General features: G+C 61.8%; 12 protein-coding genes. 3 read left to right on the top strand and 9 right to left on the bottom strand.

All coding sequences use genetic code 11. From position 1 onward, the window contains the following. Positions 1-36: 36 nt before the first annotated feature. Together CSE6_RS07005 and CSE6_RS07000 are read left to right on the top strand one after the other, a co-directional pair. A complete protein-coding gene (locus CSE6_RS07005) occupies positions 37-2,430 on the top strand; it encodes an adenosylcobalamin-dependent ribonucleoside-diphosphate reductase (protein WP_059440191.1) in 2,394 nt (797 codons plus the stop codon). Positions 2,431-2,660: 230 nt separating this feature from the next. Continuing rightward, positions 2,661-3,308 (top strand): dihydrofolate reductase family protein, encoded by a 648-nt coding sequence (locus tag CSE6_RS07000; protein WP_059440190.1) that lies wholly within the window; start codon positions 2,661-2,663, stop codon positions 3,306-3,308. A 137-nt stretch (positions 3,309-3,445) separates the two neighbouring features. Here the strand turns inward: CSE6_RS07000 and CSE6_RS06995 are convergent, their stop codons facing one another. The 9 genes from CSE6_RS06995 to bla form a co-directional block, all read right to left on the bottom strand. Further along, the gene (locus CSE6_RS06995) at positions 3,446-3,811 is read right to left on the bottom strand and encodes a hypothetical protein (protein WP_059440189.1); all 366 of its coding nucleotides are present in this window, start codon (positions 3,809-3,811) and stop codon (positions 3,446-3,448) included. A 359-nt stretch (positions 3,812-4,170) separates the two neighbouring features. Beyond that, a complete protein-coding gene (locus tag CSE6_RS06990) occupies positions 4,171-5,601 on the bottom strand; it encodes a chloride channel protein (protein WP_034352091.1) in 1,431 nt (476 codons plus the stop codon). 197 nt (positions 5,602-5,798) lie between these two features. Beyond that, positions 5,799-6,155 (bottom strand): DUF3325 domain-containing protein, encoded by a 357-nt coding sequence (locus CSE6_RS06985; RefSeq protein ID WP_059440188.1) that lies wholly within the window; start codon positions 6,153-6,155, stop codon positions 5,799-5,801. Then, on the bottom strand, positions 6,152-6,469 hold the full coding sequence (locus CSE6_RS06980; protein ID WP_238585649.1) for a hypothetical protein: 318 nt from the start codon (positions 6,467-6,469) through the stop codon (positions 6,152-6,154). The genes CSE6_RS06985 and CSE6_RS06980 overlap by 4 nt, the downstream gene beginning before the upstream one ends. Next, positions 6,466-8,106, bottom strand: coding sequence for a PepSY domain-containing protein (locus tag CSE6_RS06975; protein ID WP_059440187.1), 1,641 nt, complete (start codon positions 8,104-8,106; stop codon positions 6,466-6,468). The genes CSE6_RS06980 and CSE6_RS06975 overlap by 4 nt, the downstream gene beginning before the upstream one ends. A gap of 10 nt (positions 8,107-8,116) precedes the next feature. After that, a complete protein-coding gene (locus CSE6_RS06970; protein ID WP_059440186.1) occupies positions 8,117-10,654 on the bottom strand; it encodes a TonB-dependent siderophore receptor in 2,538 nt (845 codons plus the stop codon). A gap of 144 nt (positions 10,655-10,798) precedes the next feature. After that, a complete protein-coding gene (locus CSE6_RS06965) occupies positions 10,799-11,770 on the bottom strand; it encodes a FecR family protein (RefSeq protein ID WP_238585648.1) in 972 nt (323 codons plus the stop codon). A gap of 8 nt (positions 11,771-11,778) precedes the next feature. Continuing rightward, positions 11,779-12,246: a sigma-70 family RNA polymerase sigma factor gene (locus CSE6_RS06960; protein WP_059440184.1), complete on the bottom strand. Its 468-nt coding sequence runs from the start codon at positions 12,244-12,246 to the stop codon at positions 11,779-11,781. A gap of 480 nt (positions 12,247-12,726) precedes the next feature. Beyond that, positions 12,727-13,632, bottom strand: coding sequence for a class A beta-lactamase (gene bla / locus CSE6_RS06955; protein WP_034392591.1), 906 nt, complete (start codon positions 13,630-13,632; stop codon positions 12,727-12,729). Positions 13,633-13,745: 113 nt separating this feature from the next. On the opposite strand from bla, the gene CSE6_RS06950 reads away from it, so the two are divergent. Beyond that, on the top strand, positions 13,746-14,609 hold the full coding sequence (locus tag CSE6_RS06950) for a LysR family transcriptional regulator (RefSeq protein WP_003067957.1): 864 nt from the start codon (positions 13,746-13,748) through the stop codon (positions 14,607-14,609). Positions 14,610-14,686: the final 77 nt, after the last annotated feature.

Genomic DNA, 14,686 nt, shown 5'->3' with positions numbered 1-14,686 from the left:
CTACAAAGTCGACATCCGATTAGCATGAGGCATGCCATGAATACACTCCCTCCTCAGGCCATCAGCCAGGATGTGCTGGCCGAGAAATATCTGGCCGACGGCGAGCAATCCGAGCAAGAGCTGTTTGCCCGCGTGGCACGAGCCCTGGCAGCTGTTGAACAGCCTGAGCTTCAGACGCATTGGGAGCAGCAATTTCTGGTCAATCTGCAGCGCGGTGCCATCGGTGCTGGCCGCATCATGGCAGCGGCGGGGCTGGACACCAAGGCCACGTTGATCAACTGCTTTGTGCAGCCCGTCGCCGACGCCACCAATGGTTTCGACACCCAGGGAAACCCCGGCATCTACACAGCGCTTTCTCAGGCAGCCGAGACCATGCGCCGCGGTGGCGGCGTGGGTTATGACTTCTCCAATCTGCGACCACGCGGTGCGCTGGTGCGCGGCACCAACTCCTTTGCGTCGGGCCCCTGCTCCTTCATCGATGTCTTCGATGCATCCTGTACCACGGTGGAGTCGGCCGGTGCGCGCCGCGGAGCCCAGATGGGTGTGCTGCGCATTGACCACCCCGATGTACTGGAATTCATCACCGCCAAGCGACAAAAAGGCCGCTGGAACAATTTCAATGTGTCTGTGGGAGTGAGCAGCGCATTCATGCAGGCGGTCAGGGACGATGCCCAATGGGAGCTGGTGCATGTCGCCAGTCCCAGCGAGGCACAGATACAGGCCGGCGCCCATCGCCGCGACGATGGCCTCTGGGTCTATAAAAGCCAGCCCGCGCGCGCGCTGTGGGATGCCATCATGCGCTCGGCCTACGACTTCGCCGAGCCCGGCATTCTTTTTCTCGACAACATCAACGCCGACAACAACCTCTGGTATGCCGAGCAGATTGCCGCCACCAATCCCTGCGGCGAGCAGCCCCTGCCGCCCTATGGCTGCTGCGATCTGGGCCCGGTCATACTCACGCGCTTTGTGCGCGAGGCGTTCACACCTCAGGCTTTCTTCGACATGGAGGCCTTTCGCGCCGCCGTCGCGGTTCAGGTGCGCATGCTGGACAATGTGCTGGACGCCACCGTCTGGCCCCTGCCCGAGCAGCAGCGCGAGGCACAGCAAAAGCGCCGCATCGGCGTGGGCTTCACTGGGCTGGGCGACGCCTTGATTCTGCTGGGCCTGCATTACGCCAGCGATGCAGGCCTGCAGCAGGCCGCATCAATAGCTCGCGCCATGCGCGATGCGGCTTATGCCGCGTCGGTGGAGCTGGCACGGGAAAAAGGTGTCTTCCCGCTGTTCAACGCCAAGCAGTATCTGAAAAGCGGCTTTGCCAAACGCTTGCCAAAGGAGTTGCGCGCTGCCATCAAAAAACATGGGCTGCGTAACAGCCATCTGCTGTCCATCGCCCCCACGGGCACGGTATCACTGGCCTTTGCCGACAATGCGTCCAACGGCATCGAGCCCGCTTTTTCCTGGACCTATACGCGCAAAAAGCGCACGACCGATGGCGGCGAGCAGTTCTACACCGTACAGGACCATGCCTACCGCCTGTACAAAGCCATGCACGGCGACGAGGCACCGCTGCCCGACTGCTTTGTCAGTGCGCTGGAGCTGAGCGCCAGCGAGCATGTAGCCATGATGCGCTGCGTGCAGCCCTTTATCGACACATCGATTTCAAAGACCGTCAACATCCCGGCCGACTATCCCTTCGAGGACTTCAAGCACCTCTATATGGAGTGCTGGGAGGTCGGCCTCAAAGGCTGTGCCACCTACCGTCCCAACGACACGCTGGGCGCGGTTCTGTCTACCGATTCAGCCCCCGCCCCCTCTCAAGCGCCTACCGATAAATCGCAGGCTGCTATCAACTCGGTTAGCAGCAGCGGCATGACGGCCGTGATCGAGCGCCGCCCCGAGGGTCCGCTCAATGCCGTGGTGGACAAGATCGAGTATTTCACGCATGACGGCATACGGCGTCTTTATCTGGTCGTCAGCTTCATGGTGGTCGACGGTGTGGAGCGTCCCATCGAATTCTTCATGCCCGTGGGCCAGACCGGGGAAAGCCAGCAATGGATCACGGCCACCATGCGCAGCCTGAGCCTGGCCGCGCGTGGCGGCTTTCTCGACAAGGCCCTGGCCGATCTGCGCAAAGTGGCCTGGGATCGCGGCCCGGTGCGCTACGGCAGCAGGACGCGTGACGACGGCAGCCGCATCCCGCTCTGGCATGACAGCGAAGTGGCGCTGCTGGCCTATGCGATTCAAAGCATCATCGCCAACCGCGGCCTGCCCCAGCCGGCGCCCAGCACGGCGGCCACGCCGGCATCTCCGCCCGAGAACAATGCCTCAGTCAGCGGTCAAAAGTGTCCCGACTGCGGAGCACATGCCATGATCAAAAAAGATGGCTGTCAGTTCTGTACTGCCTGCGGCTTTGTGGGGTCATGCGGTTGAAAAATGGATAGCTTGAGTCGCGATCAAGCTGAGCAGTGCGATGGATGACTGAGTCCGCTGCAGCAGCGTCCATTCAGATGGCAGCCCAAAGCAGCGGTCAGGCGCGGCTTCGGACCCAGCACCCTGAGCTCAACAATGCGACGGGTGACCGAGGCATGTGGAAACGCTAAGTACAGACGTTGATATCGAGGCCATCGATCATCGCTCTCCAACCTGAAAGGTGTTCCGTCATGAAAGTCAAAGTCCTCTGCTTCGGCATCTCGCTGGACGGTTACTCCGCCGGACCCAACCAGGATTTGCAGAACCCGCTCGGCGTCGGTGGGCCTGAGATCCTTGAGTGGTTCTTCCCCACCCAAGTCTTTCAGCGTATGCATGGAAGGTCTCAGATCGGCGAAACAGGTGTCGACAATCAGATGGCCGAACGCTCCTTCGAGAACATCGGTGCGTGGATTCTGGGGCGCAATATGTTCGGCCCGATACGCGGCCCTTGGCCCGACGAAAGCTGGAAGGGCTGGTGGGGCGATGAGCCGCCCTATCACGTGCCCGCATTTGTCTTGACCCACCACTCGCGGCCCTCGCTGCGCATGCAGGGAGGCACCGATTTTCACTTCGTCACGGATGGCATTGCATCGGCGCTGGCGCAAGCCAAGGCAGCCGCAGGTGATCGCGATATTCGCATAGGCGGCGGCGTAGCCACCGTGCGACAGTTCCTGCAGGCGCGACTGGTCGATGAGATTCACCTCGCTGTACGTCCTCTGTTGATGGGGGCCGGCGAAAACCTCTGGCAAGGCTTGGACATGCGGGCTCTTGGCTATGAGGTCGCCGAAGTGAGACAGGGCGAACGAGCCATGCATGTGATGGTGCGCAAACAAGCGTAACACCTGAAAACCGGGTCGCACTTGATACAGCAGGCGTACTCCTGGCTGTCCGGACTGTCCAAGCCCATGGACCTGACACTTGTGACGCTCATGTTCCAACCGGGACGGCGAGCGACAGTCGTATCCAGGACGCTTGCTTAACGCTTAGCTTCGGAGGTCGAAAGAGATGATTTGCCGGAACGATAGGCCAGGCCGGCGCCGCACGTGGTCTCAGTCGTAGGCCTCGCATACATCACCAATGGCGAGCTCACCCAACTTCTCGCTCTTTGAATATCACATTCCTGCTCTTGCCTCTCAAGCTCGACCATCAGGTACTCACGGTAAGCATCTGCTCGGACTTTCGGCTCGGTGATCGTGCTTTGAAGCAACTTATTGAGTTGTTGTTGCTCATGCAGCATGCCCTTCTGGCGATCGAGCAAAGGCTGGAGTCCCGCCTCGACAGGCTGTATTGCGTGAGCACAGCCAGTCCAGGCCATGGCGATAAAAAGAGCGACTTGGCGCATGTTTGTGCTTCGACCCCCACGTAGGTAAAGTGGATGGCATCAACCCCAGACCTTGCCCGATCACACTTGCCACTCTGAGAAGCACTATGGGTTGCCTCACGCCTTTATATAGGGGTTGGCGGAAATACTCCTACTGCCGTCCGGCATCCAGCGTCAATAGACTGCGTGCGACTCTTCGCTCAGGCTAGGGCTTGAAACGCCATGCGCTGCGACTCTCTCAAGGAGCCTGCAGGCACGGCTCACCGGTTGCGCCGCGCGCTCAGGATCAACTGAACTCCTGACTTCACCCAAGCATCACCACCGCTGGCCCAAGCTAGTTCAATTCCGCGTGGACGCTGCCCATGGATTCAACTGACAGCCTAGACTTGACGCGATTTTTGCAGTGAGTCAGGCTCGGATGACTCATCCAGCGCCACTGGCTGCGTGGACTCCGCCGGAGCCGCAGCGGCTTCTGGCTCCGGCTCCTTGGGCAAAGAGGCCCTTGCCACCTGGAGCATATGCAAGGCCAGCGATTCATACAGAGGCCGCGCAATCATGCGCGAGATCATGCTGGCGATCATGGCCGATGCCATGAGGCTCAGCACCAGTGCATGGCCGTCCACCATCTCCATGACGATGATGAAAGCCGTCAGTGGCGCCTGGGTGACCGCCGCCAGAAAGGCAGCCATGCCCATCGCTATCAATGCAGGAGCTATATCCGTAGTTCCAACAATCGATGCAACGTTATTCCCCACGCCTGCACCAATCGACAGCGAGGGCGCAAAGATACCGCCGGGTACGCCCACCCAGGCCGATAGCCAGGTGGCGATGAATTTGAGCGTGACATAGAACTCGGGCACATCGGCCTCGCCCTGCAACATATGCTTGACGGCTTCGGAGCCCGCACCAAAGGTGGCGCCGCCGGTGACCACGCCGATGACGGCAATCAGCAGGGCCAGCACTGCGGCAAAGCGAATCGGAAAGCGTGACCTGAGCTTGTTAAGGCGCTCGGTGGACGAGGTCAGCGAGTGGGTCATGAGCTTGGCGAACAGGCCGCCCAGCACGCCGCAGGTCAGCGCCACGGCAAGACAAGGCAGCAGGTCACGCCAGCCGAGTTCGGCCACGCGGATGCGACCAAAGTAGCTCAGGTTGCCGAAGACCGAGACCCCCATCAGACCGGCCAGCACAATGGCTGCGATGATGAGACCGCTGGAGCGCGACTCCAGCTTGCGCGAGAGCTCCTCGATGGCAAACACCACGCCCGCCAGCGGGGCGTTGAAAGCTGCTGCAATACCTGCCGCGCCGCCAGCCACCAGCAAGGCATGGGTATTGATGACGGACTTGGGGCCCAGCCAGCGCCGCGCCGAATGCATTACACCGGCAGCCACCTGCACCGACGGTCCTTCGCGCCCTATCGACAGCCCCGCAAGAAAGCCCGCGCTGGACAGCACGATCTTGGCAAACGACAGCCACAGCGACACAAAGCGCTTGCGCAGACTGGCATCGACCGATGGCTCCAGCGTGGCAATCACCTGCGGGATGCCCGAGCCGCTGGCACCCGGAGCCCATTTGCGCGTGGCCCAGACCGCTGCCGCCGTGATGGCCGGCATCCAGATCAGCACCAGCCAGCCATGGACGCCGTGGTAGATGCTCTCGAAAAAGCCGAAAGCCGCTTCGGCCAGCAGCGTGAAAGCCACCACGCTCAGGCCCGCTGCCGCGGCATAGGCCAGCACCACCGTCCGCTCCAGCCAGCGCTTTCCATCGCGCATCTCTTCATTGAGGTTGTGGAAGAAATCTGGCTCTTGCTGCATGGACGGGCAATCGTTTCGGGGCGGCTGCAAAAATGGGCGAAGACCCACATTCTGCGCTCGCCCAAGGGCTTGCCAGATCGGCAATAGCCACAACGATTGCCCACACAGGTTTTTACAACGACCGCCCGAGTCGCACATCTATTGCGAATCGCCCGGCTAAAGCCCGAGGGAATGTCCATGCGGTCATGCCGTATAACTCATCCCGTGAATGCCCCCCAAAGCGTCCCGGCCAAGGCGACCAGACCACCCATGGCCACCAGCACTGCACCGGGCCCAGGCACATAGGCGAGCAGCCATGTGAGTGCCAGCGCGGCCACACTGAGGCAGCCCAGCCAGACGATGGTTCCCACCGCAGCACCCCACAAGCCCATGCACAGCCACAGTGCGAGCAGCATCAGCGCCGCCCCCGCCAGGCGCAGCACGCCCCGCAGCGCCGGCCCGGGCTCGCCACTCGATACAAGCTGATCGCAATGCCTGTTCATGGCCTGGCTCAGCACCAGCATGCCTGCCAAGCACAGCGCCAGGGCGCAGGCCATCACCTGCCACAGACTCATGCCACACCTTTCAGCGCCTGCAGCGCAGCTGTCAGCAGGGCTGCCGAGCCCGCCATCCATGCCATCACGCGCAGCAGGCTGCGCACATGAAAGGCCCAGAGCGTCACTGCGGTGTAGAGCACAAAGCTGAGCAAGGTGGAAAGCAGCACGGCAGGTGCACGCTGCATAGCGCCCACGGCCACAAGCGCATGGGCCATCACGGCGCAGGCCAGCGCCGTGAGCGCATAGCCGCCCAGCGTGATCATCAGCACGCGCAGCAACACGGCCCAGCGATGGTGCCTGGTCTGAGCCTTGGTCATTGCCGCCGCTTTCATGTGAGACCTCCTGAGACAACGCCACGGCCCGCACGCAACTGCGCCATGTTCTTGCTACGCTGCGACTTTTCATGCCGCCATGCACCCCAGGCGACCAGCAGGCCCAGCGCCATGCAGGTCAGCTCCAGCCCTGCCCGCTGACCATCGCCCTGCGCCAGGTACAGCAGCAGGTGCTGGCCTGTAGTCATGACATTGAGCAGCGGCAAGCCCAGACACAGCAAGGCCAGCATCCATAGCTGTTCGCACCAGGCTTGGCGCGCCGTGCGCAGCAGCGCATGCAGCAGGCTCAGGACCCAGACCGCAAAGAACACACGGATTTCCCAGCTGGAACGCGCCTCCAGCACCAGAGGCAGCAGACGATTGCCATACAGATAGGCAATGGACGCCAGCGCCGAGCCTGCCAGTGCCGCCACATTGAGCGCATCGATGCAGCGGTACATGGAGGGCGTCGCCGCGCCCCATTCATAACCGCTTCTTGCACGGCGCTTGACCGCAAACAAGATCGATCCGCTGGCAATCATTGCCGTGCCGACCAGGCCCAGGACAAAGTACAGCCACTTCATCGCCCAGCCACCAAAGGTGACCAGATGCAGCGCGCTGATGACGGGATAGGTATCGCTTGCAAAACTACTGGACGGCGAATTGGCGGATAGCTGCAGCAGCTGGCCGTCGACGGCATCGAAGGTCACTGAATTGGCGCTGTTGACCATTCGGCGCGTCACTGCCGTATCCGGCTTGCCTTCCGTGAAGCGTATCGTGGCCGGCGCACCCTCAGGTCGTTGCACCACCACGCCCACGACAGGCTCCGTCAGCAGGGACTGGGCCTGCTGCGCAAGGCTGACAAGGTCCACAACTGCAATGGCTGGTGCATTCGAGGGTGTATTCGCCTCGGATCTGGCGTTCAACTCGGACTCGTAGCGGCTGTAGGCCGAACGGTCCTGCCCATACAGCGATTGCAGCGGCCAGGGCATATAGCTGGTGTAGAAATGCGCGAGTCCCGTGTAGACGATCATGAACAGAAACGGCAGCGTGAGCACGGCCGACGCATTGTGTGCATCCAGCCAGGAACGCTGGCCCTTGCCGGGCCGGAAGGTAAAGAAGTCCTGAAAGATGCGCCGGTGCACAATCACGCCCGAAACCAGCGCCACCAGCATGCACATGGACACCAGTCCCACCACCCAGAAGCCAGCGATACCGCCCTGCAAGGAATAGTGAAAGGACATGAAATGCCGACCGCCTTCGGTCTGACGCATGGCAGGCTCTGGCAGGACTTCGCCCGTCTGGACATCTAGGCTGGCCTGCAGATCGCCGTCCTGGGCACGCGCGAATACCTTTACCCCATAGCCTGTGTGCAGCGGCAGACCGATGCGCCAGATACTGGCATCCGGCGCCGTCTTGCTCAGATGCTGCTCGGCCAGCCGCAAGGCCAGCAGACGCTCTTGCGGAGAAAGCGCCTGCTGGCCGCTGCCTTCCAGTGGCAGCCCCTGCATCCATAGCGTGATGGACTCACGGAACACGCTGATCGAGCCCGTGAGAAAAATGGCGCAGAGCAGCCAGCCGCACACCAGGCCGCACCAGGTGTGCAGCCATGACATGGTCTGGCGAAGTCCGGGCCGGGATGCTGGCTTGCCGCTCATGTCAGCCCGCTCAGAACGCGCCACGCAAGGTCAACAGCACGCTACGCGGCTCGCCATACCAGTTGCCGCTGCCCGAGGTCCCAACCGTCTTGTAGTAAGTCTTGTCGAACAGATTGTGCACATTGAGCGCAGCCGACCAGTTGCGATTGATGCGGTATTGCACGCTGGCGCCCCAGACGGCGTAGCCGGCCTGGGTGAAGCGGAAGGGAACGGCATTGCCATCGTATTGGCCCGATGCCGGGTTGTAGCTGTTGGCCGTGCCGCTGACATAGGTGGCGCTTTGCAGCGTCACGCCACCGCCCACCGTCCATGGCGAGAGCTGACCCTGCAACTGATACGTGCTCCACAGCTTGAACAGGTGCTTGGGTGTGATGGAGCTATAGACCAGTTGCGACGGGTCGGTCTTGTTGCGATTGTGGTTGTAGGTATAGCCGGCAAACAACTGCCAGCCCTGTGCCAGCTGACCGGTCACTTCCATGTCCACACCCTGGCTGATGATCTTGCCCTGCGCGACATAGCAGCAGCTCAGGCCCAGATTCCCCACATCCGTTTCCGGATAACGCGGATCACGCACCGCCTGCCCCTTGCGCTCGATACGGTAAAGAGCCAGCGCTGTATTGAGCTTGCCATCGGCGAGTTCTCCCTTCATGCCCAGCTCGAAGCTGCGGCCTTTGATCGGGTCCAGCGCGGCCCCCGGTGCCGGCCCGGCCAGCATATTGGCCTGCGACTTGTGGATCTCGGTCACGCTGCCATAGGCCGTCCACTGGTTGCCCAGGTCATACACCAGGCCCGCATAGGGGGTGAAGATGCCGCTTTCGCTGTAGTACTCGCGACCGCTGGCCCGAACACTGCCATCGGCGTTGTAGTTGATGTATGGCGTGTCGTAGGAGTAGCTGGCATAACGTCCTCCGACAATGGCAGTGAGCTGATCCGTCAGGCTCAGGTTGGCACGACCATAAAAGCCTTTTTGAGTAGCGCCGTAGCCGGGATAGCTGCGCGTCATGCGTTCGCGTACCGCAGGGGGAATTCTGCCGGGATCGAACTCATAGACATTGGTCAGAGACAGCGGCGTATCCATCTCGGAGTAATAGGTGTCCTGATCGTCACGGACCTTGCTCCAGTCCGCGCCGAGCAGCAAGCGGTGTTTGCGACCGAACAGCGAGAACGGGCCGCTGGCATGCACATCCAGGCTTTTTTTCTCCGAACGAAAGTCGTTGGAAAAGCCGGTCCAGTTGGCGCCAAGACCTGTTGCAGGGTCAACGGCTCCGCTGAGGCTGGCCAGCCGCGCATCGCTGTCCACCTTCTGATAATTGAGCTGGGCCTTTAGCTTCCAGTCTCCCGCCAGCTGCTGGTCGAGCTGCGCAAAGACCTCCTTGGCGCTCTTGTCATAGTGGCTCCAGCCCGCCATCAGCGCAGTTTTGCGAGACAGCTTCAGATCGTCGCCATTGGCGGCACGCGGCAGGCCTTCGCGCCAGGGAGTGGCCCTGAGCTTGTCGTAGCTGGCTCCCAGACTCACACGGGTGGAGCTTGTCACATCGGCCTCCAGAATACCGTAGAGCAAGCTGTTGCGCGACTCCGCTCCGCGATAGAAGAAGTCCTTGTCAGAATGCGCGAGCACAGCACGACCACGCAGGCTCCCTGCTTCATTCAATGGACCCGCAACATCCAGCTCGGCCTGTTTGCGACTCCAGCTGCCGACGCCCACCGAGCCCAGAATCTGCTTTTGCGCCGTGGGACGCTTGCGCACCAGATTGATGGCACCGCCAGGCTCCCCATTGCCGCTGAACAGGCCGTTGGCGCCGCGCACCACCTGCACGCTGTCATACATGGCCAGATTGGGGTCGAACAGTTGCTGGCTGAAAGCGTCCACGCTGGCTCCGTCGATCTGCACATTGCTGATCTCGAAGCCCCGCGACAGAAACTTGGTGGCAGCACCGCCCAACCCTCCCGCACCGCCATAGTCCACCGTCACGCCGGTGGTCTGCTGCATCACCTCCCCCACATTGCTCATGGCCTGATCTTCAATGCGCTGGCGCGTCACCACCGAGATCGACTGCGGTGTCTCGCGGATGTCCTGCCCTTTGCCCAGGGACACATGCGAGGCGGCATACGAGCCGCTGCCTTCCGTGGCTTCACGCTGGGCCAGGGCCGTCACTGTCACCTCGCCCAGCATGCCGGTCTGGCTGCTGTGGCGACGCACGGTGATGGCCGCCCCGACAGGAAAAGCCTCCAGTCCGCTCCCCGCAAGCGCCTTGGCCAGCGCCTCGTTCAAGGTCTGCACGCCCTGCAACGCTGGCGCCGTGCGGCCTTCCACCAATGCAGCGTCAACCGAGACCGACACCCCCCAGATGCGGGCCAGTGCATTCAATGCTTGTCCCAGCGGCTGCGCAGGCAGGCTCAGGCTGCGCGAGGTGGACATGGCCGTCTGGCTGCTGGCGACCTGGGCATGAGCCGTCGGTAATACCGCCAGAGCTGACCAAGCCAAACAGGCCATGGCACTGGCCAAAGCCACTGCGCGCAGACCTCCGCAATGCGAACCCGCAGCCATCCCCTCCTCTTGAACAGAAGAAAAATGAGAGTGATTTCTTTTCATCAAATACATCCTGTGAAGTGCTTGTCTAAGTGCTTTCACAGTGAAGACGCATGAAATAGCTTGTACCGGACAAAAATTTTCATCCGGCCTTGTCGGCCGTCAGCGCCGACGGATGACGGTGCGGCCATCGGCCAGTTGCTCCACGCGCACCGGCAGGGAGCGCGACAGGCTGGCAATGAAGATGGCAGGCTCGCGCAGCTTGAAGCTGCCGGTCAATCGCAGGGATTGCAAAGAAGCCCCATCGTCCAACATCATTGACTGAGCCAGGTAGTCATTCCAACGCGCCACGACTTCGGTCAGCGGCGTGCGGTCGAACACCAGCCAGCCTTCGCGCCAGGCCCCCACATCCGAAACATTGAGCGAGTAGTGCGCGAGCTCGCCGCCTGCATAGATGCGCAGGCCTTGGCCGGCGCCCAGCATGGCATCGGGGTACTGATCCGCCATGCGGGCTTGCTGCCACACGGCCACACGGCCCTGGGCGACGCTGACCTGCAGGCCGGTAGGCCGAAAGGCCACAGAGAAAACCGTACCCAGCACACGCACCCGGCCCAGGGCCGTGTGGACCTCCAACGGCCTCTGTGCATCATGGGCCACGTCGAGCCGAATTTCGCCCTGGCGCAGATGGATCTCGCGGCGCTGACGGTAGAGCACCACCGAGGCATCGGTGCCAGGCGCCAGATCGAGCTGGCTGCCATCGGCCAGATGGCGGCTCAATTGCTGTCCATGGCCTGTATGCAGCGCGATTTGCTCCAGTGGCTGCAGCCAATGCCAGCGGCCGAGCATGCCGGCAAGGCCTGCCACACCAGCCACCCCCAGCACGGACAGCGCGCGACGGCGCGTCTGCTGCGCACGCGCCGACTGGGTGGCGGGCATGGGCATATCGCCTTGCAAAGCACTGCCATCGGTCTGCGCCCAGCCCGCCATGGCAGCCTGGGCCGCCAGTTCATTCGCGGGCTCACTGGCACGCCAGCGTTCCAGCGCCTCTGCCGCTACCTGCGCAGCTTCGGTACTTGCGCCATGCTGGCGAGCAATCAGCAACAAGGCGTATTCCAGCCGTTTGCGCTCGGTCATCTCGGCCTTCATGACTTGAGCCCCATGCAATCGCAGACGGCACGCACCACGTGTTTTTCGATGGCGGCTTCGCTGATATTCATATGCGCTGCTGCCTCGGCATGGCTGAAGCCATAGATGCGCACCAGCACAAACACCTCGCGGCGCTTGCGCGGCATGGCTTGCAGGCGCCGTGACAGCAAGACCAGTTGCTGTCGCCCTTGCACCTGACGCTCGGCCGAGGGCACCTCGTCGGCCCCCACCACCGCCAGGGTTTCCAGCATGCGTGCTTCTGCAGCGCGGCGGCGCGCATCGTCGATGACAATGTTCTTGCCGGTACGAAACAGCAGTGCTCGCAAATCCCGTACCGCAAGCTCTCGCGACTGCATGGCAAAGACGCGGGCATAGCTTTCCTGCACGACCTCCGCAGCCGCATCCCGGCTATTGAGCGAGCGAGCAAAGAAACTGACGAGTTCTGCGTAATAGTGCGCAACCACGGGTACACCTCGACCTCTTGCGAGGCATGCCGCCCAGGCTCTGGAATCGGCCGCAAAACATGCAGCTACGGAGCGGGAAAGCGCAGACTCTATCAGAAAATGAGAATCAATCTCATTAAATAGCAGATCTCGACACCTCTTCGCATCAATGCAGAGCCGGCGTCGCCACAAGCTTTGAACTTGCGTCTGCATCGCTGGCGCGACTGGGTGAGTTCCGCCCCGGGTCATCTCCTGCGGTCAGCCATTCAGGCGCAACAACTGCTGCCGGGCCCACCCAAGTTCAAGCGCAAGGCTCGGACAGGACTTGTGATTGGCCAGCCCCCTGCCCTGCCTGGCAGCAAACCTCAAGCCTGAAAGGCAAGCCCACAGAACGTCCTGCGGACTGCAATCGAGTGGACGGTCAGGCTTCTGTAACAGCGCTTCCCCCAAGCCTGCAGGCATGCAAGATCCTTGCCCACGATCGAAATGACCGCCGCTGGTTCAGATCGTGTAATACCAGCGTTTGATCGCTTCGCCAGCCCTGGCCAACACGGCTTCGCGCCCCGTCCCATCGAGCGAGCTGCCGGTCAGATACGCCGTCACCAGCAGCGGCGCAGATTGTGCGGTAGGCCAGACGATGAGAGTGTCGCAAGCCGTGCCCCTCTCGCCGCTGCCTGTCTTGCCGCCCACTGTCCAGTCGCCGGGCATGCCTGCACGCACGCGCTTGTCACCGGTACGGCTGTCCACCAGCCATTGCTGCAACAGGGCGCGGGCATAGCCCTCCAGCACATCGCCCAGCAGCAGCTTCTGCAGACTTTGCACCATGGCTTGCGGCGTCGTTGTGTCGCGTTCATCGCCGGGCAGCGCAGTGTTCAGCGAAGGCTCGTTGCGGTCCAGCCGGGTGGTACCGTCCCCCAGTTCGCGCAGCCATTGCGTCAGTGCCGCCGGCCCGCCGCTGGCTTCCAGCAGCACATTGGCCGCCGTGTTGTCGCTGACAAGCACCATCGCTTCACACAGTTCCTGCACCGTCATGCCGCCATTGGCACCCGCGCGTTTTTCGGATATCGGCGACCAGGCCACGACTTCGGAAGGAGAGTAATAGAGCTTGCGCCACAGTCGAATTTCATCTCGCTGTGCCAGATACAGCATGCGTGCGGCCAACAAGGTCTTGAAGGTGCTGCACATGGGAAAGCGCTCATCGCCGCGCCAACCCGCCTCGGCGCCGCTGACAGTATCCAGCACATACAGGCCGAATCGGCCCTGGGCCTGAATCTCCAGCGCCGCCAACTCGTCACTCAATGTTCTCGCTGCTGCGGCTTGCTGCTTGGAGATAAAAGCACAGCCGCTCAGTCCCCAGGCCCCCAGCCCCAAGGCCAGCCCTGTTGTCAGCATGCTGCGTCGCTGCATAAGATCCTCTTTTGGTTAACTGTCATGGTTTGAAGCATAAATCGGTAGATTCGTATGAACCAGCAGTAATAATTGACACCATCCATTAGAAAAACTTTTATCTTGTTTGAGATATGCAGCTACCACTGAACGCCTTACGCATGTTTGATGCAGCCGCCCGTCACCAGAGCCTGACTCGCGCCGCGCAGGAACTGCATGTGACGCAGGCCGCCGTCAGCCAGCACATCCGCAATCTCGAAGAGCGCCTGGGCAAGCCTTTGTTTCGCCGCCTGCCGCGCGGCCTGGCCCTGACCGACGAAGGCCAAGCCTTGTGGCCCGTGGTGGCACAAAGCTTTGAGCGCATAGAGCAATCGCTGCAGCAGGTGGCAGAGCCACGACCACGCGAGATTCTGACCGTGGGCGTGGTCGGCACTTTTGCCATAGGCTGGCTGATCCCCAGGCTGAGCCAGTTCCAGCAGTTGCACCCCTACATAGATCTTCGGCTGCTGACCAATAACAATCGCGTGGATCTGGCCGGCGAAGGACTGGACGCCGCCGTGCGCTTTGGCGACGGTGCCTGGCATGGCACGCACGCGCAGATGCTGCTGCGCGCGCCGCTCTCGCCCATGTGCACCCCCATGCTGGCACAACAGCTGCGCGAGCCTGCCGACCTGGCCCGGCAAACCTTGCTGCGCTCCTATCGCACCCAGGAATGGGAAGGCTGGTTTGCCGGCCTTGACCAGGCAGCCCCGCTGGCGCGCGGAGCCATGTTCGACTCTTCGCTAACGCTGGCCGAGGCCGCCGCTCAGGGCGCAGGCATTGCCCTGCTGCCCGCACGCATGTTCGAGCACATGCTGCAACAGGGCCGGCTGGTGCGCCCTTTTGCCCATGAGGTCGACACCGGCGCCTACTGGCTGACCTATCTCAAATCGCGTCAGGCCAGTGCCGCCCTGCAAACCTTCAGACAATGGCTGATGACCCAGTTGCAAACCGACTGAAACCAGCGCTCTTTAATGGCTAAAACCGTTTCACTCCAATTGTTTCAAGACATCAATCCGTGAGTACTCCAAAACAT

The sequence above is a fragment of the Comamonas sp. E6 genome (assembly GCF_001010305.1).
Classification (GTDB): domain Bacteria; phylum Pseudomonadota; class Gammaproteobacteria; order Burkholderiales; family Burkholderiaceae_C; genus Comamonas; species Comamonas thiooxydans.
Note: the sequence above shows the minus strand (reverse complement) of the source record. Positions and strands in the feature narration are given on the sequence as shown.

Coding starts and splice junctions, on each gene's coding strand:
- CSE6_RS06990 (WP_034352091.1), bottom strand. CDS start 5,601: ATGCAGCAAGAGCCAGATTTCTTCCACAACCTCAATGAAGAGATGCGC.
- CSE6_RS06995 (WP_059440189.1), bottom strand. CDS start 3,811: ATGCGCCAAGTCGCTCTTTTTATCGCCATGGCCTGGACTGGCTGTGCT.
- bla (WP_034392591.1), bottom strand. CDS start 13,632: ATGCAGCGACGCAGCATGCTGACAACAGGGCTGGCCTTGGGGCTGGGG.
- CSE6_RS06970 (WP_059440186.1), bottom strand. CDS start 10,654: ATGGCTGCGGGTTCGCATTGCGGAGGTCTGCGCGCAGTGGCTTTGGCC.
- CSE6_RS06985 (WP_059440188.1), bottom strand. CDS start 6,155: ATGAGTCTGTGGCAGGTGATGGCCTGCGCCCTGGCGCTGTGCTTGGCA.
- CSE6_RS06950 (WP_003067957.1), top strand. CDS start 13,746: ATGCAGCTACCACTGAACGCCTTACGCATGTTTGATGCAGCCGCCCGT.
- CSE6_RS07000 (WP_059440190.1), top strand. CDS start 2,661: ATGAAAGTCAAAGTCCTCTGCTTCGGCATCTCGCTGGACGGTTACTCC.
- CSE6_RS06980 (WP_238585649.1), bottom strand. CDS start 6,469: ATGAAAGCGGCGGCAATGACCAAGGCTCAGACCAGGCACCATCGCTGG.
- CSE6_RS06975 (WP_059440187.1), bottom strand. CDS start 8,106: ATGAGCGGCAAGCCAGCATCCCGGCCCGGACTTCGCCAGACCATGTCA.
- CSE6_RS06965 (WP_238585648.1), bottom strand. CDS start 11,770: ATGACCGAGCGCAAACGGCTGGAATACGCCTTGTTGCTGATTGCTCGC.
- CSE6_RS07005 (WP_059440191.1), top strand. CDS start 37: ATGAATACACTCCCTCCTCAGGCCATCAGCCAGGATGTGCTGGCCGAG.